This is a genomic window from Bacillus sp. KNSH39, from assembly GCF_052656585.1.
Window position 1 is genome coordinate 1,289,137 of record NZ_JBQXYO010000001.1, and the last position, 22,697, is coordinate 1,311,833.

The window sequence follows — 22,697 nt, forward strand, 5'->3', positions numbered from 1 at the left end:
TAGAAATCAGCCACAAAAATAGCCCTTGTTTTCGTATTCTTTTTCATTCAAAACATGAGAAATATACTTAATAAAAACTAGAGAATACCTTAAATTATATAAAATGAATCCTATAATAGACATTTCAATTAACACATCTACGCTATTTACATCGATACTTTTCAAAATAGGCTAATCCTTCCTCTAAATTTGTCAATCATTTTAATTTTCATAAAAAAATGATAAAATATAAACATGTGTTTTCAGAATAATTAAAAATGCAGAATGAAAGCACTGTTTTAGGAGGGGTTTTGATGACTTACACGTTAGCAACTAGAATGAAAGCATTCCAATCTTCTATATTTAGTGAATTAGGAGCCTATAAAAAAGAAAAAATTGCAGCAGGTCATAACATGATTGATTTGAGCATCGGAAATCCTGATATGCCGCCCGCTGATTTTGTAAGAGAAACAATGGTACATACAGCGAGTGAGAAAGAGAGCTACGGGTATACATTATCAGGTATTCAAGAATTTCACGAAGCTGTAACTGAATATTACAACAACACTCATAACGTGTTATTAAATGCGGATAAAGAAGTTTTATTATTAATGGGTTCACAAGACGGGCTCGTTCATTTACCTATGGTTTATGCAAATCCAGGTGATATTATATTAGTTCCTGATCCAGGATATACAGCTTATGAAACAGGTATTCAAATGGCTGGTGCAACATCTTACTACATGCCTTTAAAGAAAGAGAATGATTTCTTACCAGACTTAGAAGTCATCCCTGAAGAAATTGCCGATCAAGCGAAGATGATGATTTTAAACTTCCCAGGGAATCCCGTTCCAGCAATGGCTCATGAAGATTTCTTTAAAGAAGTAATCGCATTCGCGAAAAAGCATAATATTATCGTTGTCCATGATTTTGCTTATGCTGAATTTTATTTCGATGGTAATAAGCCAATTAGCTTCCTCTCTGTACCTGGTGCTAAAGAAGTTGGTGTAGAAATCAATTCTTTGTCAAAAAGTTATAGTTTAGCAGGTAGCCGTATTGGATATATGATTGGAAACGAAGAAATTGTTCGTGCACTTACTCAATTTAAATCTAATACCGATTACGGTGTATTTTTACCAATTCAAAAAGCGGCATCTGCAGCACTAAGAAATGGCGCTGCATTTTGTGAGAAAAACCGCAATATTTATCAAGAACGGAGAGATACTTTAGTCGATGGATTCCGAACATTTGGCTGGAATGTCGATAAGCCAGCTGGTAGTATGTTTGTCTGGGCAGAAATTCCACAAGGATGGACTTCTCTAGACTTCGCTTATGCATTAATGGATCGTGCGAATGTCGTTGTTACACCTGGTCATGCATTTGGACCTCACGGAGAAGGCTTCGTACGTATTGCACTCGTTCAAGATAAAGAAGTGTTGCAACAAGTTGTTGAAAACATTAGAAATAGCGGCATTTTCGTCCTTGAAAAAGTAAATGAATTAGTTAAAAATTAATTCCGGCTCCCCTGCTTAACTTTAGCAGGGGTATTATTAATTGGAGGTACTTTCATATGCATATTAAAGACACACTTCCCCATCGTTATCCATTTTTAATGATTGATAAAGTAACAAATGTAAAACAAGATGAATTCGTTACAGGATATAAACTCATTACAAATAACGAATGGTTTATAAATGATAGTCACAAACATATGCCTCATATGTTAATTGTAGAAGCACTTGCTCAGCTTAGTGCATTTGTACATACAAGTGATTCTGAAGGACTAGGATTCCTCTCCTCTTTAGATGGAGTTGAATTCCACGGAAAAGCATATCCCGGTGATAAACTTGATTTACATTATGAGCTAACGCGCAATCGCCGAGGTTTTGTTCTTGGTAAAGGTATTGCAACTGTAAACGACCAGCCTATTGTAACTATTGAAAAACTATTAATATATCAAGCAGATTAAAGTGTTCCTTATATCAGTTGGAAATATCTATTCTCAACCGATTAAGTAAATAGGAAAACATATTACGTAGTTAGGAGCAGGAAAATGGAACGTACTATCGGTATCGATGCTGGAGGCACATTAACGAAAATAGCTTATTTTAACAAAAAAAAGCTATTAACTTTTGAAAAATTTTATTCGCATGAACAACATAAAATAATAGATTGGATTAAAAACAACAATGGCATAAAACAAATATGTATTACGGGTGGTAAATCGAAACTATTACAGCAACTGCTTACAGGTTCATATAAAATAATAGAGCTAAGCGAATTTGAAGCTACTCTTGCAGGTGTCCAATTCATATTAAAAGAAGAACAACATACTATAAACAATTTTATTTTAACCAATATCGGTACAGGTACTTCTATCCATTATGTTTATAATGAACAATATATTCGCGCTGGTGGAACCGGAGTTGGCGGTGGGACTATTATGGGACTCTCAAAATTGTTAACAAATATAGATCATTTTGAAGATATAATACCTCTAACAAAAGTAGGATCTAGAAAAGAACTAGATATTACGGTTGGAGATATTTATGGTGGTATTCTTTCCCCTATCGATAATAACTTAACTGCTAGTAACTTCGGAAAAGCAGCCATTACAGAATCAAATAATAGTAGCTCCGATATACTAGCTACTGTACAAGGACTTGTCGGTGAAGTCGTTACTGCATTAAGCCTTCAATTCGCTGAAACAAAAAACATTGAACATATTATTTATATTGGTTCGACTTTATGTAATAACGTACAACTTCAACATATTATTAGTAGCTACACCGAATATCAAAATAAAACACCAATCTTTTTACAAGATGGTGGTAATAGCGGTGCAATTGGTGCATTACTTCATGCTACGAAATAAAAAGCTGACTTTTGTCAGCTTTTTAGAAATGGCACTTCAAATTCAATAATTGATTCCCCGTTCTCTCCAATTCGCTCCACGCTTATTCTATCAATCACACAATTTAACTTCCCATGAAAACTAGGAATCTCCTTCACTACTTCAGCAGCTAATTCGGCACTTTCTTTTCTTCCGACTGTTACATGCGGGATGTACGGAATGTCTTCTTTCAAAAATTGTAATAAAGGTCCTGTATATAGAATATTATGTAGTTCCTCTATTTGTTCTTTCCCCTTTTCAACTCGTAAAAACAAATATTCTCTTTCACTTGTAATTTGATTCGTAAATTCAATTTCTATATTCTGTATCGGTTTTGATACATTTATAATATGTAATTTCAGCTCATCATTTGAAATCGAACTTTCAAATGGGAATACAATTGTAATATGCGGTGAAATTAATCCAAATAAAGGATCATGTTTTTGCCTAATGTCCTCGATTTCGCTAATGAACATGTTGTTTAGAAAAAGTAAAATTGTACGCATTTTTATCCCCTCAACTTTTCCTCATTATAATATGTATCATATTCTATGACAGCCTGCCCTTCAACAACTTGTTTTGCTTACCTGTAAAAATAAAAAAACTTCTCAAATGAGAAGTTTTCATATAGCATGATTATTATTTTCCCGCCAAACTTTCCTAAACTTTATATAACAGGCAATTCTCCAAGGAAAAATATACGATACTGCAACAACGTAAAATAATAAACCAATCGTTTGTTGATCTAAATCAACGATAAATTGTCTTGAACCATATCTTAAAAAGACAAGTGCAATAAAAGTAATTAAAAAAGCTGCACTTTTTTTCGTATAAATATTCCCATCATCTCTTCGTTCATAATTTGTTAATACTATAAGCGGTACAGCAAAAAGTACACCAATGAATACCGCTATAATTACTTGTAATATAGCTGGATGTACGGGACCTAAAAACCATACAATACCTGGTGTTAAAAATAGTAATGGCCATAAAATACGTTTTCCCGATCCCTTTATTGGCTTATGCATGGAGCGATAACGACGCCAAAATATCAGTAGTGCAATGCATAAAAAGACGGTTATTAGTGAGGACGTGTCTCCCATATATTTTCCTTCTCCCTAAAAGAATAATCTATCACTATTTTAAACTGTTCGTTCAAATGATACTTTACGAATAAATATACTACTAGTTATGATATAAAGAATTGTTAATCCAATTGAAATAACAATAAAATAAGGGATATCTATTAAAGATACATCATTTGTAAATAACAATCCTTTTATCCCTACTTCTCCATACAGCACACTATTTGTTGAAAGGAAAAGCGACCCACCAATCATGAGACCAATCCATTGAAATCTTTGCTTAAAAATTACTACTACTTGAAAGAAACATGCTATCGTAACATAAAATAAAAATTGTAAAATAAACTGTTGTATTAATTGCTCTCCAAAGTTAACATTTACTAAGTTATATTTTATATCTTGTAAAAACAGTATTTGAAGGAATGAAAACAATGCGGATTGCAACACAATATAGCAAATCGCTCCGATAAAATATTGTATTCTCGTTATACCAAATGAAACTGCTAAACGAAATAAATCATCTTGAACAATGAAAACACTCCCTACTATAAAAATCATAATTGCAATTGAAGGATTATTGATAATTTCGGGTAAATAACCAACTTTCGCTTCATTTAAATGAGCAGCATATAAAGCTCCTTTTATTAATAAAGCTACAATCCAAAATATTAAAATTGCTTTATAATGAAAATTTATATGTAACCTCAATTGTTTCATTAACATCGTCATTCCACTTCACCACCAGTCATGTGAATAAATAGTTTTTGTAATGTAATTCTATCAATTACTAAACCTTCTTTTTCAAGAGAGTAACAATCTTCATTAGAAAGCCCTTCCCATATAACAGCAATACCTTTATTCCCATAAATTTCTTTATTTATAACTTTTTTATTAATCAAGAACTCCTCCACTTTACCTTTTTGCCCTGAAATAATATGACCTTGTTGCAATAAATCTTCCACTGTTGATTGAACAACAAGTGCACCTTCTTTTATGATAATTACTTCTTCAATAACATGGGTTACTTCTTCTACCAGATGTGTTGATAATATAATTGTTCTGGGATACTCCCCGTAATCTTCTAGTAGTAAACTATAAAATAACTCACGATGTGCTGCGTCTAATCCTGTAGTTGGTTCATCAAAAATAGTAATTGTCGCTCTGCTTGCTAACCCTTTAATAATTCCTACAACTGTTTGCATGCCATGAGATAGTTTATGGTATTTCTCTGTTATATTAAGCTGAAATTTACCCGCCAGTTCTTCAGCAAACTTCTGATCCCAATTTTTATAAAACATGTTACATATCTTAAAAATTTCTTTTACGCTATAACTTAAATGAGACTCTTCTTTTACTCTAACGAAACAAATATTTTGCATCGCTTTACTATTTTCAAAAACATCTTCACCAAATATTGATACACTTCCACTACTTGAAGTAATTTGTCCTGCTAGTAAATTTAATAAAGTCGTTTTCCCTGCTCCGTTCCTTCCAAGCAAACCATATATTTTATTCTCTTCCAATGAAATCGTTACTTCATTTACAGCTATTTTCTTTTTATACTTTTTCGTTACATCTTTCGTTTCAAGTGCAATCATCCCTCTTTCCCCTCCTTCGTAATTTTTTGAATCATATCCATCAATTCATCTTTTGATATTTCTAGTACTTTCGCTTCTTCCCACACTTTAGGTAAATATTCAGTCATAAAAGTATTTTGTCTTTTTTTTAGTACAACTTCTTTTGCCCCTTTTGCAACAAACATCCCGATCCCTCTCTTTTTATATAAAATCCCCTCATCCACTAATACATTCACCCCTTTAGCTGCGGTAGCCGGATTTATTTGTAACATCTTCGCAAATTGATTTGTCGATGGAACTTGTTCTTCTTCAAGCAATATGTCTTTTAAAATATCAGATTCAATCGTTTCTGCAATTTGTATGTATATTAATTTATTTTGTTCTAGAGTCGGCTTCACATTTTCACCACCTTAGGTTCATAGGTTCATTACTTATGTAATTAACCATATCACATAGAATTATTTTTTTCCATAAATTTCTTTTACAAAAAAGAGAGTCATTCAATTAAGAATGTCTCTCTTTCTAAAAATTCGAAGTTTCAACTCTTGTTCTCAAATTCTTTTCATTTATACCATTTTGACAAAAATTAAACTGTTGTCCCTCAATACATTTTGTACGATCTACTACTTGCCCTAAATGATAGCTTGTATGCTCAACCAAATGTAATAGACTTTGAAGATCAATATGCCTTTTTTCTTCCCAGACCTGTATATATGCTTTGCCCCACTCATCAAATATTTCTTCAACAGTTTTTAACAAAGCTTCAGAGCTTATTTGTTTCACTGGAAAATATTCTTCAATTCCATTTTCAAAAACTATATTTGGATCCTTATAACGCCTTGTATTTCTCTGTAAATGTTCACAAATATGTAGTACGATTCCACCAATTGAATTAACAGAGGTCTCTTGTTTCCACAAATCTTCTTCACTAACGAGCCTAATTGCCTGTACTAACTTAGGTAAATAATGATCCTGCATTCTATGATAAGAAATTTTGTATACTAACTCCATCTTCTCCCCTCCATTATTTCAACTGGTTCACTTGATATTTAGCGAATAAAGATTTCCGAAAATCTTTATCTTCCACAAGCATTTTAATTTTTTCTTCATTGCCGTTAAAGAACTTTATAACTTTATTTTTATCCCATATATCTTTTTCTTTTGGAAAATCATCGAATTCCCTATGCAAAATTGATAACATTTCTTCCCTCGTTATCTTAAAGTTTTTATTTTCTATTTGAAACTCATAAGCTTTTGCGTTTGGTACTAAAATTACTAGATAGGTAGCATTAAAGAGAAAATTCTTCTTCATCGTATCTTTCTCATCAAACCAATACGTCTCAATCATTTCTTCTGTAAGAGCTCCACTCTCTTTTGCACCATAGTTCACTTTTATATTTTCATTTTCTAAACTTATACTTTGAACTGTTCCACCACCGGGTAAATGATTAATAATTGCAACCACATCTGAATTATTACCAACGTATGTCCCAGTATATTTCTTAAAATCATCTGACCTAACATCATATATATCTTTTATTCTTTCCCCGTTAGAACAAGCCGTAATGAATAAAAAAATTGTTAGCATAACGATTATGTTATGATGCATATATTTCATTTAGCATCCCCCATTTTTATCGATATTTCGTTAATTACAATATTTACTTTCAAATCCCTTTTTAAATATACGCATTTTAATCAAAATTAAAAATTTTCATTTTTTATGTTTACAATTATCCATTAATTGTATATACTTACTAACGTAAGAAAAAAATTCTAAAAGGAGGTCGAAGGAAATGATGAAATTACAATTACATGCATTAACTTTAGCGTTAACTGCACCTGTGTTTTCTGGACAATTAAATATGAATTCGACCACCCTAATGGAGAATTGAAAATCGTACTTTATTTCATTTAATTCATAAATTCGCCACAGGAGGTCGTATACTTTCCTGTGGCTTTTTCACGCCCAGCCATAGGAGAACTGTATCTTCCTGTGGTTTTTTTGCGCGATTTTTTAGTCTCTTACATTATTTTTCTAAGAAAGGAGCAACATTCAATGACTATTAGCGTATTGTTTTTAAGTATTACGATTCAAAGAAATACAATTTCCAAAGATGAAATTCTTCATAATGAGCAAATTGAAAAAGCTATGAATGATGTTAAGGAGCGCCAAGCACTTTACTGTGATCACCTGTAATTCCTTTTTGAAAGGAGGAATTCATTTATGACTTTTCATATTTTCTTTTTTACGACTGTGCTTCAAAAACATACTTTATCTGAAACTGAAATCAATCGTAAACAACAGTTAAAACAACTGACTGATAAAATAACTGACATTAAAAGTTCATACTACACTCAAATGTATTAAAAATATATTTTAAAGGGGTCATATATTCATGAAATTTAAAGCATTCTTTTTAACAATCACCATTCAAAAACGTAAGCTTTCACAGAAAGAGATTTTACGTGAACAACACATCCAAAGCATTATGGACGAAGTAAAAGAGCGCCAATCTTCTTATTACACTCGTCTTTTCTAAATCACTTATAAAGGGGTAATTATTTTATGAAATTTAAAGTATTCTTTTTAACCATTACCATTCAAAAAAATAAATTTTCCGAGTCTGAAATGCTTCATGAGCGACAAATTAATCAGGCTATGGATTCTGTAAAAGAAAGACAAAGTCATTACTGTAGTCACCTATAATTTCTTATTACACTCGTTTTTTCTAAATCATTTATAAAGGGGCAATTATTTTATGAAATTTAAAGTATTCTTTTTAACCATTACCATTCAAAAAAATAAATTTTCTGAGTCTGAAATGCTTCATGAACGTCAAATTAATCAGGCTATGAATTCTGTAAAAGAAAGACAAAGTCATTACTGTAGTCATCTGTAATTCCAATTCAAAAGGAGGAATTCACATATGAAGTTTCACCTTTTCTTTTTAACGATTACGATTCAAAAAGAAACAATATCTCAAAATGAATTAAAACAAGAAAGACAATATAAACAAGTTATTGATGAAATTCGAGATCGTAGAAGCAAGTACTACACTCACCTTTAATCGTTTAACTATATAGAATTGAAAGGAGTCGATTATGATGTTGATAGCACGCTGTAAGGAAATAATTTGGATAGTTCAGAGGGATTCCACATAGTTTTATAGAGCTTATATCACACAAGTTTATCAATGAATTTGATGTATAAAAAATATATAATAAAATCAAATCAACCCACTTTTAATTATTTATTTATAAACAAAAGATACACCACTTAAAAAGCGGTGTATCTTCCTCAGTTTTTACTATTTTCGGTTACTTCTCTTCGTCTTAAACAATCTCACTAAGTTCGAAACAACTGTTTTTGTTACTGCATAAACTGGTACTGCTAAAATCATTCCGATAATTCCCGCAAAGTTACCTACCCCTAAAATTAAAATAATAATTGTTAGTGGATGAATATTTAATTTCGAGCTCATAATACGTGGTGAAATAATATTACTTTCAAACTGTTGTACAATTGTTACGATAATAATTACGTATAAGGCTTGCATCGGAGATACGAACAGTCCTACAATAACAGCTGGTGCTGCCCCGATAAATGGACCTAAGTTAGGAATGATGTTTGTAAATGCTGCGATAATTCCTAAAACGAAAGCGTACGGTAAATCAATAATTAAATAACCGATAAAAGTAAACGCACCTACAAATATACAAACGAGCGCTTGCCCTTGAATATATGCAGATAATGTTTCGTTCGTTTCCTTAATGATACGAAGCCCCTCTTCACGGTAAGACTCTGGTAATAAACTTACCGCTTTTCCTGGAAAGGCATGTCCATCTTTAAACATGTAAAATAAAATGAACGGTACAGTAAATACAACTAATGCAACGTTCGTGATAATACCAAATAAAGCCGTTGCACTCGACGTAATTGTATTTGGTATATCTTTTAAGTATTCAATCGCATTTTTTTCAATTGTTTCAATGGAAACGTAGTTTTGTGTAGATAACCATTCAAACAACCTATGATGTGATAATTCTTGTATGTATACTTTTCCCTCTTTTATGTAGCCTGGCATATTTTTTACTAAGTCCATTAGCTGTTGTGAAATCGTAGGAACAACTACTCCAACGCCAACCGCAGTTAATGTTATGATAAAAAGATATAACAGCAATATCGCTAAATTTCTAGGTACTTTTTTATTCTCCAAAAAGATTAATACAGGATTAAATATGAAGTATAAAAAAAGCGCGATTAAGATTGGGAAAAATAATGTTGATATGAAGATACCAATCGGTTGAAATAAAAATGATATTTTTGTGCAAATAAATATGATTCCTACAACCATTAGCACTTCTAATGTCCAAAAGTGCACTTTTGATTTCAAAAAAATGGCCTCCTTTAAACTAGCACTTCTCTTCATTGTACCAAAATAAGTATGAATTTCACATAATATTTTCCTTTACAATATTCCAAAATACCAATAAATACACTACAATGAGATTACATACAAATTTGCAGGTAAAGGTGATAAAAATGACACAATGCATCATTTGCAGAAAAGATACGAAAGAACTTAGTGAACAATATGTCATTCCAGAAATATTATGTGGATATTATTTCACAAACTCAATTTGTGATACTTGTCATGAACAAATGACAACAAATATTGATCGTCCTTTAATTAGGCATAAATTGAGTCAATTTAAGATTGAACAAATGAAAAGACAAATTGATTCCCCACTCTATACGAATGAGCACGGTGAGGAACTTGCGGCTGCTGAGACTGATGTTGTCGAAGTAAGCGACGAAATTCTTTATTCTAATGCATTAATTATGAAACTATGTAAAAAGCACGATATTTCCTTACATAATGAAATTTGGAAAGAGGAACGTGTAACGAAAGTAGCGAGTTCTATTCAACGTGAATTACTATTAGATAACCGTAAATATAAAATGAGTATATTAAAAATGGCTTATACATTCGCTGTACAAGCAGTTGATGGCTACTTTGAAGATCAAGATGCAATTGATATTTCTACCATTCTCTCAAATGCAGATTTCGTGGAACTAAAAGAAAAAAGCATTGTACGTGATTTAAGCAAAAGTTCTTTATGGAATACGCTAAATACAAGTAGTGAAAATCATTACTTTATTTTACTTAGCGATAAAGACGGTCTGTTTTGCTTCATTCGCTTGTTTGACATCTTTGATGTTGTCGTTCATTTATCAGAAAAAAGATTTGACCTTCCATCACCCATTGTCGGTGTAAATAATGTGAATACACAGAAATTTTATGTCCAAAGTTTAAAACAGTATATGGATGGGCTGTTCAAAGAAAAAGCACCTACTATATAATAGATACCAGAACATACGGTCTCCTTTCTTGATGAAAAGACACTGTGTTATAATGAGTATGAAAAGAACAATACAATCACATAAACCAATTATAAATTGTATATAAATAAAAAAGACTAGTGTGCGGCTACACACTAGTCCACGTAACTTAGCAGATTGGATTGTTCATTTATCCTATTTGTTTCTTACAAACAAAACAACCCACATTCTATAGGCATAGGTGGGTTGTTATTTTTTGAGCTTGTCTATTAAAACGACGACGAACGTTAACAATGCAACGAGAAACAGTCCACCCTGCAGTAGCAACGCTATTTCACTCACGTATTATCACCCCCTCCTACTCGGAGAAGTGATAATTGAACAACCAACCGCACCTTAAGTTACCCTTTTATTTTACCATATTTTCTAATAATTTACGATGAAAACCCGCAAGCGAATAACTTGCGGATTTTTTATACCCTATTAACAGGCAGTAAACAAAATGAAGCAATAAATAAGTGAAACTTTATTTCTCACTATTTTTTTAATGCATATGCATCAGCAATCATTTCACCAACAATTTTATTTTCTTCTTTCTTCTTGTCTTTCAATAATGGGAATAACAATTCTGCCACTTCATACGCTTCTTCTAAATGCGGATATCCTGATAAAACAAACGTATCAATTCCTAACGATTCATATTCTTTTATCCTTTCTGCTACTGTATGCGGATCGCCTACAAGTGCAGTACCTGCCCCACCTCTTACAAGTCCGATTCCAGCCCATAAATTAGGGCTTATCTCTAACGACTCTCTCGTACCTTTATTTAAATGTGTCATCCGTTTTTGACCAACCGAATCATATCTTGCAAATGTCTTTTGAGCAAGCTCAATTGTTTCATTATCCACATATTGAATTAAATGTTCGGCCTCTTCCCATGCTTCTTCTTCTGTCTCTCTTACAATTACGTGTAATCTAATGCCAAATCGGACTGTACGCCCCTTCTCTTCTGCAAGTTTTCTTACTTCTTCTACTTTTTCTTTTACTTGCTCTGGCGGCTCTCCCCACGTTAAATATACATCACTATGTTCAGCTGCTACTTCTTTTCCAGCAGCTGATGATCCTCCGAAATATATAGGAGGATATGGCGTTTGAACTGGTGGGAATACAACTTTACTATCTGTAACTTGAATATGTTTTCCTTCTAAAGAGATCGTTTCACCTTGCAATGTCGATTTCCAAACTTTTAAAAATTCATCCGCTGCTTCATACCTTTCATCATGATCAAGATATAATCCATCTCCTTGTAGTTCAACTGGATCTCCTCCAGCTACTACATTAATAAGCAGTCTCCCATCTGAAATTCTATCAAATGTAGATGCCATCCTCGCTGCAACTGTAGGGGACATTAGTCCTGGTCTTACTGCTACTAAAAATTTTAGTTTTTCTGTTTCAGCAGCAAGAGCTGAAGCTAACACCCAAGGGTCTTCACATCCTTGACCAGTTGGAAGTAAAACACCCGTATATCCTAAATAATCAGCTGCCGCAGCAACTTGCTTATAATAACCATATTCAGCTGCTCTTCCTCGTTTTGTCGTTCCTAAATATCGACCATCTCCATAAGCCGGAATAAACCATAATAATTCCATGCCTTTACACACCCCTTATTTATTTTGAATCGTATACTAACACATTCTATATAAATTACCCCTAATAATTTATATGTTAATTCCCAGTCTCACCTTTAAAATTATCTCGCCATCTTAAAAACTTCGCTTCTAGTAAACGTACTAGAGAGTCAGAAAACTTCCCAACAAATGCAAAGATAATTATGCCGACAAATACGATATCTGTATTTGAAAATTGCCTTGCATCCATAATCATATAACCAATACCTTCTGTAGATCCCATAAGTTCTGCTACTACTAAACTCACCCATGCAACACCTAACGATAACCTTGCTCCTAGTAAAAGATTAGGCAATGCAGATGGTAAAATGAGTTTCGTAATTAGTTTTCTTTTGCTAAACTCTAACACTCTCGCAACATCAAATAACTTTGAATCCACACCTCTAATACCTAAAAATGCGTTTACGTATAAAGGAAAAAATGCACCATCTGCAATTAATAACACTTTCGATGTTTCACCAAAACCGAACCATAATACGAAAAGTGGCGCAACAGCTAGATGAGGTACAGTTCTTAACATTTGCACAGGTGGATCTAAATATTGCTCACTTCTCGTTGAAAATCCAACAATCGTTCCTAAAATGATTCCTAAGCCCCCACCAATAAAGAAACCAGCCGCAGCCCTGAATACACTAATACTTAAATGGCCGAATAACTCTCTTGTTTTAATAAGCTCTTGGAAAGCTAGAAAAATATCTAATGGTGTTGGTAAAACTGTTTTAGAAACAAGACCGAATACGCCAGCTAACTGCCAAATTATTAATATAATAACCGGTATAGTAATCGCCCTTACTAAAACTTTTACATTTAACTTTCGCACATTCTTAACTCTGTTTTTCTCAATCGTTATACTCGCTGGTTTAATAACAGCTTTCGTATTTTCCACTTTACAAAACCTCTTTTCACTTCGCTTTCAATGCTTTTTCTACGAAAGAATTATCTACAACTTTTTCCGCCTTAATTTCTTTCTTTATAGAACCGAGCTTATATTGAAAATCCGCTGTCTTTTGTTGTTCTGCTATTATTTCCTTCGTTACCGAAACTAAAATTGGTTTGTCGTGATTAAACACTTCTTTTACGATCTCCGCATCTATCTTTTTTACAGAAGTATATACTTTTATTGCTTCATCTAAGTTAGCATCTTGCCATACACGTGCTTTCTCATAAACTTTGAGGAATTTCTCAACTAATTCTGGATGTTCTTTCGCAAATTTTGTTCTCGTAATTAAAAATTCTGGTGAAGAGACATTTAATGTTTCACCGTCTGCAATCACCTTCGCACCTTTATTTAACGTATGTAATGATATGAAAGGGTCCCAAATCGCCCATGCATCTACTGATCCTGATTCGAATGCAGGCTGCGCTTCATCTGGTTGTAATTGAATGACATTTACCTCTTTTGCATCAATCCCTTCTTTATCAAGTGCTCGATACAATAAATTAAAGGCACTACTTCCTTTTGCTACTGCAATTTTTTTACCTTTTAACTCTTTTACACTCGCAATCTTGCTATCTTTTTGAACGAGAATTCCAGTTCCTTTTCTCGCATAACTTGTATTGGCGATTTCGGTAAATCCAATACCTGCTGCTTGCGCTGAAATGACTGGAGAATTCCCTACTTCACCAAAGTCTAATCGGTTTGATGCGATTGCTTCAAAATAAGGAGGTCCACTTTGGAACTCTGTCCATTTCACTTTAACTCCTTCTTTTTTAAACTCCTCTTCAAACCACCCCTTTTTCTTTGCTAGTAATAGCGGGCTTAACCCTTGCTGTATACCAATTTGTATTGTTACATCTTCTTTCTTACTACTTGCTGTACTTTTTTCACATCCTAATAAACATACTGATATAGCTAAAGCAAAAGAAAGAATTTTAAATTTTTTATACATATAAAATCACCCTTTTCCTATATACTTGTTTGAATCAACCCTCCATATTCAAACTGCTGTAATACTTTCGTTCGAAGTTGTTGGAACGATTGAGAAGTTTTATTTCGCGGATAAGGCAAATTATTTTCAATCACTTTATGTATTTTCCCTGGTTTTGCACTCATAATGATGATTCGGTTTGAAAGATATATCGCTTCGTCTATATCATGTGTAACGAATATCATTGTTGTTTTCTTCTGCTCCCAAATATTTAGCAATACTTCTTGTAAATGACTTCGAGTAAAAGCATCCAGCGCTCCAAAAGGTTCATCAAGTAATAATACATTTGGATCTCTTAATAACGCTCTCGCTATCGCAACACGTTGTGACATCCCGCCTGAAATTTCTTTCGGATACGATTTTTCAAAGCCATCTAACCGAACGATTTCAACCCATTCTCTCACCTTATCTTTCACATACTTATCTTTTAACGACAAATCTGCCGCTATATTTTCTTCAACTGTTAACCATGGAAAAAGCCTATGTTCTTGAAAAATAAAACCTTGTTTCTTGCTCGTTTTTAAGATAGGCTCCCCGTCAATAACAACTTCACCTTCAAAATCATTATCTAGACCTGCAACAATTTTTAGTAATGTACTTTTTCCGCACCCACTCGGACCAATTACTGTAACAAAATCCCCTTCCTCTAATTGAAAATTAATATTCTCTAGCACTTGAACCGTACCAGTTTGTTTCAAAAAATATTTTGATACCCCATCAATTGAAACAGTCATTTCTTCCCCTCCTTAAAATGATTCATATAAATGAACAGATTCAGTATTTGTGCAATAAAAAAACCAAAGGCATTTTATCTGTTGATAAAATGCCTTTGGTTTCTCCAATCAGCAATACGTTATGGAATTAAGTACATATTATACAAATATTTCCGATAAGTCAACTAGGTTTTATTAAAACATACATATGATTTGTTTGAACATTTTACTTTTGTTTATTTAAACGATATCGTTTACTTACTATTTTTTCTGATCTTTAATCCACTGTAACCAATAAGAAAACTCACACGCTAAATGCATTTGATGGGATTTAATTAGACTATTAGGACAAAGGGCTGGGAACTCAACAACTAGACTTACTTCTATCCCTGTATCAGTATCTTTAAATTGATGTCGAACTCCACCAATAGTAGTACCATCTTTCATACGTGCAACACCTGTTGATTGGTATTGATAAGATTTATCTCTCGGTGTTTTCAATCCGGTTTCGTCACCAAAAACAATGAAAAATTGAACTGGAAACGGAGAATTACCAGTAGTTTCGATAACCTCTAATTCATTTTCCCCAAAGGGTCTTAGTACATAGTGATCAGGACAAGCAGATAAATTCACTTTGTTATTTTCACGTGATTGTTCAAGCATCAAACTATCAATTCCATGTATAGCTACTTCTGCTGTAATCCCGTCTAAATAAATACTAGTTTTTGAAAATTTTCGTCTATCGCCAGATAAAAGAGTACAGATACGCATACCTAATGCACTTAATCTAAGTTTTGATTTCAACTTTTCGTACATTTCATTGTATGTATATCGCAACTTTATTTCCGTTAGCTGTTTTATCATGACGTCTGTATCATTTATTTCAAGCTCTTTATGTCCTAATGTATATAATACTTTTTTTATCCGTTCTCTTTTCCATTTTATAAGTTGCTCTTGTGAGATATTATTTCCATCGATAATAATTTTCATAAACTTTCTCCTTCCTTTTGATTGTATCGTAGTGTAGTTAATACTAAATTAACCATTTCATGTTTTGTATCTAGATTCAACTTTACTTCTGAATGAGCAATACTGTTAAGACCGTATAAAATAAATCCAGAAGCTAATAATGAGTTATCAGTATAAAAAATCCCTGTTTTCACTCCCTCTTCAATTACTTGTCTAATGAACGGTTGCATACGTGCGAATAATTTCTGTTCCAGTTGAAAATGTTGTTCCGTCTGAAACGAACTCACATTTTTATAGGGTGCTAACTTTTCAATAAATGTCCAAAATATATCTAGTGAATCTTTCATCTTTTGCATGACAGACCGTTCATTTGAAACAAGTATTTCTTCAATTAACTCCATATTTTTCACAATACAGTCATTTAAAACTTCATCAACAAAATTCTCTTTAGACTTGAAGTAATAATAAAATAAGCCCGTTGCTACACCTGCATGATTCACAACATCTTTTATGCCAAATCCTTTCATACCATTTTTCATATATAGTTCAAAACCAATATCCATTAACTCTTGGCGTCTTACATCTGGTTCTTTTGATATTCTTTTCATACGTCATCTCCTACAATGTTTTCACCACGACTGAATCTAATTCAATCATAAACGACTGAACTTGATTCAGTCAATATTATTTCATAAATTTAAAATCGATTTAATAACTAAGCGACGAAATTTCTACAAAAAAAGAGTAATCTCAAGAGATATGCTACTAACCTTAGATTTATCAAAAAAGTTAGATCATATAACTTGAGACTACTCATTCCCATTCAAAATATTTATGTAATTAAATTTTATTTCCTCTGCACTCTGGCTGTCTCCAAAACTATTGGTGGCAGCTCTTTTGGAATGATTTCTTTTAATCCATAAAGAGCTTTCTTCACATAACCACCTTCGAAATTTCCTAATGGTTCTGGTAATTCATCCTCATCCAATATGAAGTATTCTCCATTTGGAAGTACCATAATATCGATGATTAAATCTTCAAAGGAAACCACTTCATCTTTTATTTGTGTGTTTTTTACGATATTAAAATAGGAACCTAAATACTTTCCTTTTATATCTCTCCATACGTATAAATTGTACGGACGATCTTTCCAGTAATATGCGATTGTATAACTCCCTTTTGGGATTGTTAACTTAGTATCATTTGCAGTCATTGTAAATGAATACTGCACCTCGTGAAATAAAACGATACTTTGTGATTGCTTTTCAAGTAATAAGCAATTGTGATCTACTATTGTTGAGTTATACCGGATTTTTCTTTCTATAATTTCAATTTTCGATGTAAGTAACTTATTCATTATTTTGTTTCCCCTTATGCTAGTTCTATCCTCAATTATATCCATTTATGTAGTAATAAAGAAGTGTATAGTTTTTTATATAATGATTTATACAAGTACATAATAAAAACTCCTTCTTATTTAGAAAGAGTTTTTCACTATCCATGTTTCATATTTTTTCACTTCTAACGGAAGCTCATTTGTTTTTATGCAACTAACAGTACTATTACTCATGTTTTAACTTTTCCTTAACCGCATCATAAAATTTTCGTTCTTCATCAACATTTAAGTAAACACGACTTACTGTTTTAGAAAAGCCGTATAACAACTGCGCTTTCACTGACTCTTTTAATGTTATTTCAAAAGTAGCAGGTTCTTTTATGAACTCCATAACAGTTGCATCCAATACCTGTCTCCCTTCTTTTGCCGTTAGCAATTCACCCTTGTAGAACGCAATATTATCAATTTGTGTAAATGGCACAACAATTTTCTTTCCTAATCCGATTTGAATGATTACTTGTTCTTCTGTTACGACAAGTGGATTTTTGCGCATCGCTTGTATTTCAGCTATAAAATAAATCATCGCGTATACATTTAAAATAAGTAAAATCCATGCTATTACTGGATTCCACTGATGTAGTAAATAATGAAAACCAATGCTTTCAATTGCTGTTGCATGAATAATCATGATATACACACCTATAGCACCAGTCTTTTTATGATATGAGTATACAGATTTACCTGTTGGTACTTTTTCACGCCACGATAAAAACGCATAATAGATTAACTTACACTCTGTTAGAATGACATCTATTAACTTACCTCTTTTCATAGTAGCGTCAAACGCTGCATCAATTGCATAAGAAAAGGAATAATTTTCTCTTCTATATTCTTTATATTTTTTTATTATTTTAGGAAGCACTCTAACAATTTTATAGAGAAGGAATAATTCTAGACCTACAAATGCAATTTCAGCCGCAACAATAATATAAGAGATGAATGAAAAAGCTTGTAAATAATCACTTGGAATAATAAATCTTGCAAAAATATAACCAGCTATTACAACAGGAACTATATATGTTAACGAGTATCTTTTTCGAATAATGAAGAAATACGTGATGATTGGAATGACAAACATGCAATCTAATAATGACCCAAGCACAACTTCTTTCGGCGCAACTGGTACAATTGGAAGGGCATACAATAAATAGTTTGATAGCATAATTAAAGAGACGAGTCCAATCCAAATACCTTTTCGCCTTCGTGATAGTGTAACCTTCATACGTTCACTCCTTTATTTAAAAACCTCATTTAAATGGTCTTTATAAAATGAAATGGCACGTTCAAATTCTTTTACTTCCTCTACTTTCACGACAGTTTCAAGTAATAATTTCATCGCTGATTCGTGATCGTTTACGTTATATTTTGCTAATGATAAAAATACTTTCATCGGAGCATTCTCTGGAAATTTTTTCACCCCAGCTTCTAATACTGTAATTGCCTTTTCATATTCCCCTATACAACGATATGTACTTCCTAAACCAATATAAGCACCGCAAAGCGATTCGCCATCAAGTCCATTTGCGATTGCCTGCTCATAATACGGAACTGCTTCTGTTTCTAGCCCCATTACATCATGTATCCACGCACATTGATACAGTACTTCTGCATCCTTTGTAAAGTTTGTTAATCCTATAAGCATCTCTTTAGACTGCGCATATTTCTTTTCATTTCTAAGTTTAATAGCTTGCTTTAATAAATGTTCCATAGAATCCACTCCTCACCAATTATTCTGTGTATAGCTCTTGATTGGTATACGCTTCACATTCGTGTAAAAGTAAAATTCCCACCAATTAAAGTTTCGCTTACTTATTACTATGCGGATTCATTCTCATCTAAAAACTTAATTTTAAAAAGCAGTGACACGATTACATAATACCTCTAAGCTTTTGACAATTTCTTTCGCTGTTTCATCTTTCCCATTACACAACTTCCCTTTACCATCCTGTCCAATTACATAATGCACAGCCCCGCGCGAATATAAAGAATGTGGTGAATTCGCAATCATTACATTCGCCCTTGCTTCTTTCATTCTATTTTTTGCTCTTTCAAACAGTTCTTCTTCATTTAAATCACTTTCAAGTTTAAAACCAACAAGTACTGTTTCTGGGTCCCATTCTTTTATTTGTTTTAATACCTTTGGAGCCTTTTGAAAGTGAATAATCGGTGCTATATCACTTGAAATTTTTCCGTTCATATTAAGAACATTACCATCTTGATCACAAATTTTCTCTACAATCCAATCTGATCCAGCCGCTGCCATAATGACTGCATCAACCTTTTCATGTGATATGATACTTTTCATTTTATCTTGTAAATCAACGATTCCTTCAAATGGATGTAATTCTAACCCTCTATGTACATCACTCGGTTTCTCCGCAAAATAACCGTGTAAATATATAACATGTGCCCCTTTAGCTAGAAGTTCTTCTGCGATTATCCTTCCGATTGTACCTTTGGCCATATTCGTATGCCCGCGTACTTGATCCCATTTTTCTAGACAACCACCGCTCGTAATTAATACCTTTTTCCCCTTCATTGTAACCATCCCTTACTAATTTTTCTTACGAAACCATTCTGTTCCAAAGTCAACTATATCACGCTGTTTCATTAGACGACACGTTGCATTCCCTATCTTCCCATTTTTTACAGTTCCTTTTCGCTCAAACTCCACACCAATTTCTACAAACTTCTCAGATTCGTAATCCATTTCAACAAACTCTTTCCACACTCTTTCACCGTTTTCTATAATAGGTGCTCCTACTTGTATTAACTCACATGCACCAGAACGCACCTCGGATAAATGAACAGACGTATTGGAATCATATCCAACACCAATTAATAATACGTACCCGTCTAAATCATATATTTTTCTTAATGGAGATTCTTCTCCAAAGCTCATTGATAACGAATGGTTCATTGTTATTCCTACTGCATGTTTTCCCCATGCAGCAAAACTTCCTAACGGATGATTACTACGTACTACATTCGGATATGTACGAAAACATTCAACTATTTCACCCATTCCCCTTGTTGGGGTTATACGTGAATCAAATGCTGGGACGTTATCTCGGATAATTTGCCACCAGTCTTCCGGTACAGGTGGTCTTGACCAATGTTTCGGATCGGACAAATCCGAAGATTGCGTTGGCATTATTATCGTTCCTTCTTCCGTAACAACTTTCATTAATGCTTCTACTACAGCAACGGCACCACCAGATATCCACCCGATAGAACTTAGTGATGAATGAACGATAATTGTCATTCCTTTTTCGACTCCTAATGCTTTTAAATCTTTTGTTATTGTTTCGATTGTATTTGGAAATTGTGTACTTGCTACTATTTCATTCATTTTCATATTGGTTCCCCCACTAGCCACGTAAATTTAAACTTTTATATAAATATATTATCATATTTTTCTTAATTTTTAACTTAATCATATTCATTACTACAAAAATATGTATATTATTATACTGAAGCCTCAAAACTCTATTAAAATCGTAGATAATGATGAGCGAGAGTTTTTTTGAAATGAAGAAAAATGTAAATCCTATTTTTTCAAACTATACTCCATATGCATATTTTATACTATTTTTCCATGTAACAATGAAGTCTTTCTATCCCTGGATATTTTTCTCCTAAACTTTTAACTTGAAAACCAATTCTTTTATAAAATTCTACCGCCCCATCGTCTGTCTCCGCTTCTATATAAGTCAATTGATATATCCTTACCACTTCTTTAATCATTTGCAGTGCAATTCCTTTTTGACGATAATCTGGAGCCACTGCTATATGACATATGCGTGCTTTAGTTTCTCCGATTATTTCAATACCTAGACAAGCTTTTTCTTCATATTTGTACAAAGTCCCTTTATTACTTTGATAAAATATTACTGCCTTCTTTAAGCTTATTTCATTTGGACCGACGGCATATTGTAGCACATTTAATATTGAATCTTTCTCAATTTGTTTAACACACTGTAAATTCATACTTTCATCCCTTTCTATGAAAAAAGACTAGCTCTTAATAAAAAGAGCTAATCTCATTACGCCGTTATTTTTTCTTCTTTTTTTACAACGACAGCCACATAACTATGAAGTATCATTCCAATAATAACGAGACTCATACCAATCCAAGATAATGATGATGGGATTGGTGCAGATAACCAGATCAACTCTCCTACTAGCGCAAATAAAACTTCACCAGACTGCGTCGCTTCCACTGTTGCTAATTTTTGCGGATCATCTTTCACAAGATCTGTTGCAAAGAAAAATAATACTGTCGCGATTAACCCAGAGCTAACTGCTACAATAAAACATTGAAAAACTTGGCTACTTGACGGTAATCCGCCTGTTGATACTTCGTAACCAGATAATAAAAACCAAAATGGTAAACTTGCTAATGTCATACCGAGTACTCGCTGAAATACATCTAATTCCCCTTTACAAACTTGCATCATTTTTCTATTTCCAAGAGGATACGCAAATGCTGCAATAAGTACAGGAACTACACATAAAACGGTTTCACGAATACCTAATGAAGAAGCATGTTCTACTTGCATGAGAACGACACCGAATAAAATAATGCCCGACATTACTAATTCCTTCATCGGAAGTTTTTTATGTAGTGGATCCACCGCAAAAAATGGTGTTAACAAAATCCCTGCAACGATTGTAATTTGCCATGTTGATGCAACGAGCCAACCTGGTCCGAACGCTCCAGCAAAACTAAGCGGTGCATAAAAGAGACCAAATCCAACGATACTCCACACTAACCATTCTTTCGGATTGTTTTTCATATATTGAAAGAGTTGCTTTAAGTTCCCTCTATACATAACAATAAGTAATAGCATTGGAACCATAAAATAATACCGTAATGATGCACTCCAAATCCAGCTTCCACCTTCTAAGTCCATTGCCCTGTTCAAAACAAAAGTAAAGGCAAAGAAAAATGATGCCAGTATTCCTATAACAATTGCTTTCATTGTAAAACCCCTTGTATTTAATTTTTTATCTCTATGACCTATATTTTAGTATACGCGATGAAAAATCTACATTCAAACTTACATTTCACTTTAGGATGATGAAGGAATTGTAGTAGATTTACATGGGAATAAAGTGC

The 22,697-nt window shown here is 33.1% G+C and carries 32 protein-coding genes; 10 read left to right on the plus strand and 22 right to left on the minus strand.

All coding sequences use genetic code 11. From position 1 onward, the window contains the following. The first annotated feature begins 293 nt into the window (after window positions 1-293). The 3 genes from ACUL40_RS06490 (at window position 294) to coaW (ending at window position 2,854) form a co-directional block, all read left to right on the plus strand. The gene (locus ACUL40_RS06490; protein WP_000222697.1) at window positions 294-1,493 is read left to right on the plus strand and encodes an LL-diaminopimelate aminotransferase; all 1,200 of its coding nucleotides are present in this window, start codon (window positions 294-296) and stop codon (window positions 1,491-1,493) included. A 56-nt stretch (window positions 1,494-1,549) separates the two neighbouring features. Next, on the plus strand, window positions 1,550-1,948 hold the full coding sequence (locus tag ACUL40_RS06495; RefSeq protein ID WP_000547649.1) for a 3-hydroxyacyl-ACP dehydratase FabZ family protein: 399 nt from the start codon (window positions 1,550-1,552) through the stop codon (window positions 1,946-1,948). 84 nt (window positions 1,949-2,032) lie between these two features. Then, window positions 2,033-2,854, plus strand: a complete 822-nt coding sequence (gene coaW / locus ACUL40_RS06500; RefSeq protein WP_000442501.1) for a type II pantothenate kinase — start codon at window positions 2,033-2,035, stop codon at window positions 2,852-2,854. A 14-nt stretch (window positions 2,855-2,868) separates the two neighbouring features. On the opposite strand, the gene ACUL40_RS06505 is transcribed toward coaW, so the two are convergent. The 7 genes from ACUL40_RS06505 to ACUL40_RS06535 form a co-directional block, all read right to left on the minus strand. After that, window positions 2,869-3,378 carry a 2'-5' RNA ligase family protein gene (locus ACUL40_RS06505; protein WP_001259199.1) on the minus strand — a complete coding sequence of 170 codons (510 nt, stop codon included), beginning with the start codon at window positions 3,376-3,378 and terminating at the stop codon, window positions 2,869-2,871. A gap of 117 nt (window positions 3,379-3,495) precedes the next feature. After that, window positions 3,496-3,975 carry a CcdC family protein gene (locus ACUL40_RS06510; protein WP_000502963.1) on the minus strand — a complete coding sequence of 160 codons (480 nt, stop codon included), beginning with the start codon at window positions 3,973-3,975 and terminating at the stop codon, window positions 3,496-3,498. Window positions 3,976-4,014: 39 nt separating this feature from the next. After that, entirely contained in the window at window positions 4,015-4,686 is a 672-nt protein-coding gene (locus ACUL40_RS06515) for a DUF4052 domain-containing protein (protein WP_000178200.1), read from the minus strand. Continuing rightward, on the minus strand, window positions 4,683-5,555 hold the full coding sequence (locus ACUL40_RS06520) for an ABC transporter ATP-binding protein (protein WP_000560923.1): 873 nt from the start codon (window positions 5,553-5,555) through the stop codon (window positions 4,683-4,685). The genes ACUL40_RS06515 and ACUL40_RS06520 overlap by 4 nt, the downstream gene beginning before the upstream one ends. Beyond that, complete coding sequence (locus tag ACUL40_RS06525) at window positions 5,552-5,932, minus strand: GntR family transcriptional regulator (RefSeq protein WP_000805185.1); 381 nt, start codon at window positions 5,930-5,932, stop codon at window positions 5,552-5,554. The genes ACUL40_RS06520 and ACUL40_RS06525 overlap by 4 nt, the downstream gene beginning before the upstream one ends. Before the next feature lie 124 nt (window positions 5,933-6,056). After that, complete coding sequence (locus ACUL40_RS06530) at window positions 6,057-6,545, minus strand: DinB family protein (protein ID WP_000424643.1); 489 nt, start codon at window positions 6,543-6,545, stop codon at window positions 6,057-6,059. Window positions 6,546-6,558: 13 nt separating this feature from the next. Next, window positions 6,559-7,152 (minus strand): DUF4825 domain-containing protein, encoded by a 594-nt coding sequence (locus tag ACUL40_RS06535; RefSeq protein WP_063245537.1) that lies wholly within the window; start codon window positions 7,150-7,152, stop codon window positions 6,559-6,561. Between the two features lie 441 nt (window positions 7,153-7,593). Here ACUL40_RS06535 and ACUL40_RS06540 point away from each other — a divergent pair, with 441 nt between their 5' ends. Genes ACUL40_RS06540 through ACUL40_RS06565 form a run of 6 tightly spaced genes read left to right on the plus strand, consistent with a single transcriptional unit; the run spans window position 7,594 to window position 8,605 of the window. After that, window positions 7,594-7,734, plus strand: coding sequence for a YrzI family small protein (locus tag ACUL40_RS06540; RefSeq protein ID WP_000156193.1), 141 nt, complete (start codon window positions 7,594-7,596; stop codon window positions 7,732-7,734). A 27-nt stretch (window positions 7,735-7,761) separates the two neighbouring features. Continuing rightward, window positions 7,762-7,905: a YrzI family small protein gene (locus tag ACUL40_RS06545; protein ID WP_000142712.1), complete on the plus strand. Its 144-nt coding sequence runs from the start codon at window positions 7,762-7,764 to the stop codon at window positions 7,903-7,905. 28 nt (window positions 7,906-7,933) lie between these two features. Continuing rightward, window positions 7,934-8,077: a YrzI family small protein gene (locus tag ACUL40_RS06550; protein WP_000668965.1), complete on the plus strand. Its 144-nt coding sequence runs from the start codon at window positions 7,934-7,936 to the stop codon at window positions 8,075-8,077. Window positions 8,078-8,103: 26 nt separating this feature from the next. Then, complete coding sequence (locus ACUL40_RS06555; RefSeq protein WP_000669805.1) at window positions 8,104-8,244, plus strand: YrzI family small protein; 141 nt, start codon at window positions 8,104-8,106, stop codon at window positions 8,242-8,244. A gap of 52 nt (window positions 8,245-8,296) precedes the next feature. Further along, window positions 8,297-8,437 carry a YrzI family small protein gene (locus ACUL40_RS06560; protein ID WP_000669806.1) on the plus strand — a complete coding sequence of 47 codons (141 nt, stop codon included), beginning with the start codon at window positions 8,297-8,299 and terminating at the stop codon, window positions 8,435-8,437. A gap of 27 nt (window positions 8,438-8,464) precedes the next feature. Then, complete coding sequence (locus ACUL40_RS06565) at window positions 8,465-8,605, plus strand: YrzI family small protein (RefSeq protein WP_000668497.1); 141 nt, start codon at window positions 8,465-8,467, stop codon at window positions 8,603-8,605. A gap of 240 nt (window positions 8,606-8,845) precedes the next feature. Here ACUL40_RS06565 and ACUL40_RS06570 read toward each other — a convergent pair whose 3' ends face one another. Beyond that, on the minus strand, window positions 8,846-9,931 hold the full coding sequence (locus tag ACUL40_RS06570) for an AI-2E family transporter (protein WP_000837892.1): 1,086 nt from the start codon (window positions 9,929-9,931) through the stop codon (window positions 8,846-8,848). Window positions 9,932-10,080: 149 nt separating this feature from the next. Between ACUL40_RS06570 and ACUL40_RS06575 the strand changes: the two genes are divergently transcribed. Further along, window positions 10,081-10,902, plus strand: a complete 822-nt coding sequence (locus ACUL40_RS06575; RefSeq protein ID WP_000189709.1) for an HNH endonuclease — start codon at window positions 10,081-10,083, stop codon at window positions 10,900-10,902. Between the two features lie 228 nt (window positions 10,903-11,130). Here the strand turns inward: ACUL40_RS06575 and ACUL40_RS06580 are convergent, their stop codons facing one another. The 14 genes from ACUL40_RS06580 to ACUL40_RS06645 all read right to left on the minus strand — a co-directional run bounded on the left by ACUL40_RS06580 (window position 11,131) and on the right by ACUL40_RS06645 (window position 22,560). Continuing rightward, on the minus strand, window positions 11,131-11,223 hold the full coding sequence (locus ACUL40_RS06580) for a putative holin-like toxin (RefSeq protein ID WP_001289320.1): 93 nt from the start codon (window positions 11,221-11,223) through the stop codon (window positions 11,131-11,133). A 194-nt stretch (window positions 11,224-11,417) separates the two neighbouring features. Beyond that, entirely contained in the window at window positions 11,418-12,530 is a 1,113-nt protein-coding gene (gene ssuD, locus ACUL40_RS06585) for an FMNH2-dependent alkanesulfonate monooxygenase (protein ID WP_078186511.1), read from the minus strand. A 76-nt stretch (window positions 12,531-12,606) separates the two neighbouring features. Next, window positions 12,607-13,455 carry an ABC transporter permease gene (locus tag ACUL40_RS06590; protein ID WP_445422890.1) on the minus strand — a complete coding sequence of 283 codons (849 nt, stop codon included), beginning with the start codon at window positions 13,453-13,455 and terminating at the stop codon, window positions 12,607-12,609. 16 nt (window positions 13,456-13,471) lie between these two features. Then, window positions 13,472-14,458, minus strand: a complete 987-nt coding sequence (locus ACUL40_RS06595) for an aliphatic sulfonate ABC transporter substrate-binding protein (RefSeq protein ID WP_063245540.1) — start codon at window positions 14,456-14,458, stop codon at window positions 13,472-13,474. A 17-nt stretch (window positions 14,459-14,475) separates the two neighbouring features. After that, window positions 14,476-15,231 (minus strand): ABC transporter ATP-binding protein, encoded by a 756-nt coding sequence (locus ACUL40_RS06600; RefSeq protein WP_000218576.1) that lies wholly within the window; start codon window positions 15,229-15,231, stop codon window positions 14,476-14,478. A gap of 240 nt (window positions 15,232-15,471) precedes the next feature. Continuing rightward, window positions 15,472-16,200: a hypothetical protein gene (locus ACUL40_RS06605; protein ID WP_000691336.1), complete on the minus strand. Its 729-nt coding sequence runs from the start codon at window positions 16,198-16,200 to the stop codon at window positions 15,472-15,474. Further along, window positions 16,197-16,787, minus strand: a complete 591-nt coding sequence (locus ACUL40_RS06610) for a TetR/AcrR family transcriptional regulator (RefSeq protein ID WP_063245541.1) — start codon at window positions 16,785-16,787, stop codon at window positions 16,197-16,199. Before ACUL40_RS06610 ends, ACUL40_RS06605 begins: the two co-directional genes overlap by 4 nt. Window positions 16,788-17,026: 239 nt before the next feature. Further along, window positions 17,027-17,536, minus strand: coding sequence for a DUF402 domain-containing protein (locus tag ACUL40_RS06615; RefSeq protein WP_063245542.1), 510 nt, complete (start codon window positions 17,534-17,536; stop codon window positions 17,027-17,029). A gap of 205 nt (window positions 17,537-17,741) precedes the next feature. Then, window positions 17,742-18,797, minus strand: a complete 1,056-nt coding sequence (locus ACUL40_RS06620; protein ID WP_063245543.1) for a hypothetical protein — start codon at window positions 18,795-18,797, stop codon at window positions 17,742-17,744. 12 nt (window positions 18,798-18,809) lie between these two features. Then, entirely contained in the window at window positions 18,810-19,283 is a 474-nt protein-coding gene (locus ACUL40_RS06625; RefSeq protein ID WP_000400636.1) for a tetratricopeptide repeat protein, read from the minus strand. A gap of 141 nt (window positions 19,284-19,424) precedes the next feature. Then, window positions 19,425-20,114: a phosphopantothenoylcysteine decarboxylase domain-containing protein gene (locus ACUL40_RS06630; RefSeq protein ID WP_000676726.1), complete on the minus strand. Its 690-nt coding sequence runs from the start codon at window positions 20,112-20,114 to the stop codon at window positions 19,425-19,427. Window positions 20,115-20,129: 15 nt separating this feature from the next. Next, complete coding sequence (locus ACUL40_RS06635; protein ID WP_000783347.1) at window positions 20,130-20,933, minus strand: aminoglycoside N(3)-acetyltransferase; 804 nt, start codon at window positions 20,931-20,933, stop codon at window positions 20,130-20,132. A gap of 230 nt (window positions 20,934-21,163) precedes the next feature. Beyond that, window positions 21,164-21,565 (minus strand): GNAT family N-acetyltransferase, encoded by a 402-nt coding sequence (locus ACUL40_RS06640; RefSeq protein ID WP_001053116.1) that lies wholly within the window; start codon window positions 21,563-21,565, stop codon window positions 21,164-21,166. A 56-nt stretch (window positions 21,566-21,621) separates the two neighbouring features. Then, window positions 21,622-22,560, minus strand: coding sequence for a DMT family transporter (locus ACUL40_RS06645; RefSeq protein WP_000644594.1), 939 nt, complete (start codon window positions 22,558-22,560; stop codon window positions 21,622-21,624). Between the last annotated feature and the right edge of the window lie 137 nt (window positions 22,561-22,697).

Excerpts from the sequence above, each read along its gene's own strand:
- ACUL40_RS06490 (WP_000222697.1), top strand. The coding sequence starts at position 294 with ATGACTTACACGTTAGCAACTAGAATGAAAGCATTCCAATCTTCTATA.
- ACUL40_RS06495 (WP_000547649.1), top strand. The coding sequence starts at position 1,550 with ATGCATATTAAAGACACACTTCCCCATCGTTATCCATTTTTAATGATT.
- coaW (WP_000442501.1), top strand. The coding sequence starts at position 2,033 with ATGGAACGTACTATCGGTATCGATGCTGGAGGCACATTAACGAAAATA.
- ACUL40_RS06505 (WP_001259199.1), bottom strand. The coding sequence starts at position 3,378 with ATGCGTACAATTTTACTTTTTCTAAACAACATGTTCATTAGCGAAATC.
- ACUL40_RS06510 (WP_000502963.1), bottom strand. The coding sequence starts at position 3,975 with ATGGGAGACACGTCCTCACTAATAACCGTCTTTTTATGCATTGCACTA.
- ACUL40_RS06515 (WP_000178200.1), bottom strand. The coding sequence starts at position 4,686 with ATGACGATGTTAATGAAACAATTGAGGTTACATATAAATTTTCATTAT.
- ACUL40_RS06520 (WP_000560923.1), bottom strand. The coding sequence starts at position 5,555 with ATGATTGCACTTGAAACGAAAGATGTAACGAAAAAGTATAAAAAGAAA.
- ACUL40_RS06530 (WP_000424643.1), bottom strand. The coding sequence starts at position 6,545 with ATGGAGTTAGTATACAAAATTTCTTATCATAGAATGCAGGATCATTAT.
- ACUL40_RS06535 (WP_063245537.1), bottom strand. The coding sequence starts at position 7,152 with ATGAAATATATGCATCATAACATAATCGTTATGCTAACAATTTTTTTA.
- ACUL40_RS06540 (WP_000156193.1), top strand. The coding sequence starts at position 7,594 with ATGACTATTAGCGTATTGTTTTTAAGTATTACGATTCAAAGAAATACA.
- ACUL40_RS06545 (WP_000142712.1), top strand. The coding sequence starts at position 7,762 with ATGACTTTTCATATTTTCTTTTTTACGACTGTGCTTCAAAAACATACT.
- ACUL40_RS06550 (WP_000668965.1), top strand. The coding sequence starts at position 7,934 with ATGAAATTTAAAGCATTCTTTTTAACAATCACCATTCAAAAACGTAAG.
- ACUL40_RS06555 (WP_000669805.1), top strand. The coding sequence starts at position 8,104 with ATGAAATTTAAAGTATTCTTTTTAACCATTACCATTCAAAAAAATAAA.
- ACUL40_RS06560 (WP_000669806.1), top strand. The coding sequence starts at position 8,297 with ATGAAATTTAAAGTATTCTTTTTAACCATTACCATTCAAAAAAATAAA.
- ACUL40_RS06565 (WP_000668497.1), top strand. The coding sequence starts at position 8,465 with ATGAAGTTTCACCTTTTCTTTTTAACGATTACGATTCAAAAAGAAACA.
- ACUL40_RS06575 (WP_000189709.1), top strand. The coding sequence starts at position 10,081 with ATGACACAATGCATCATTTGCAGAAAAGATACGAAAGAACTTAGTGAA.
- ssuD (WP_078186511.1), bottom strand. The coding sequence starts at position 12,530 with ATGGAATTATTATGGTTTATTCCGGCTTATGGAGATGGTCGATATTTA.
- ACUL40_RS06595 (WP_063245540.1), bottom strand. The coding sequence starts at position 14,458 with ATGTATAAAAAATTTAAAATTCTTTCTTTTGCTTTAGCTATATCAGTA.
- ACUL40_RS06600 (WP_000218576.1), bottom strand. The coding sequence starts at position 15,231 with ATGACTGTTTCAATTGATGGGGTATCAAAATATTTTTTGAAACAAACT.
- ACUL40_RS06605 (WP_000691336.1), bottom strand. The coding sequence starts at position 16,200 with ATGAAAATTATTATCGATGGAAATAATATCTCACAAGAGCAACTTATA.
- ACUL40_RS06610 (WP_063245541.1), bottom strand. The coding sequence starts at position 16,787 with ATGAAAAGAATATCAAAAGAACCAGATGTAAGACGCCAAGAGTTAATG.
- ACUL40_RS06615 (WP_063245542.1), bottom strand. The coding sequence starts at position 17,536 with ATGAATAAGTTACTTACATCGAAAATTGAAATTATAGAAAGAAAAATC.
- ACUL40_RS06620 (WP_063245543.1), bottom strand. The coding sequence starts at position 18,797 with ATGAAGGTTACACTATCACGAAGGCGAAAAGGTATTTGGATTGGACTC.
- ACUL40_RS06625 (WP_000400636.1), bottom strand. The coding sequence starts at position 19,283 with ATGGAACATTTATTAAAGCAAGCTATTAAACTTAGAAATGAAAAGAAA.
- ACUL40_RS06630 (WP_000676726.1), bottom strand. The coding sequence starts at position 20,114 with ATGAAGGGGAAAAAGGTATTAATTACGAGCGGTGGTTGTCTAGAAAAA.
- ACUL40_RS06635 (WP_000783347.1), bottom strand. The coding sequence starts at position 20,933 with ATGAAAATGAATGAAATAGTAGCAAGTACACAATTTCCAAATACAATC.
- ACUL40_RS06640 (WP_001053116.1), bottom strand. The coding sequence starts at position 21,565 with ATGAATTTACAGTGTGTTAAACAAATTGAGAAAGATTCAATATTAAAT.
- ACUL40_RS06645 (WP_000644594.1), bottom strand. The coding sequence starts at position 22,560 with ATGAAAGCAATTGTTATAGGAATACTGGCATCATTTTTCTTTGCCTTT.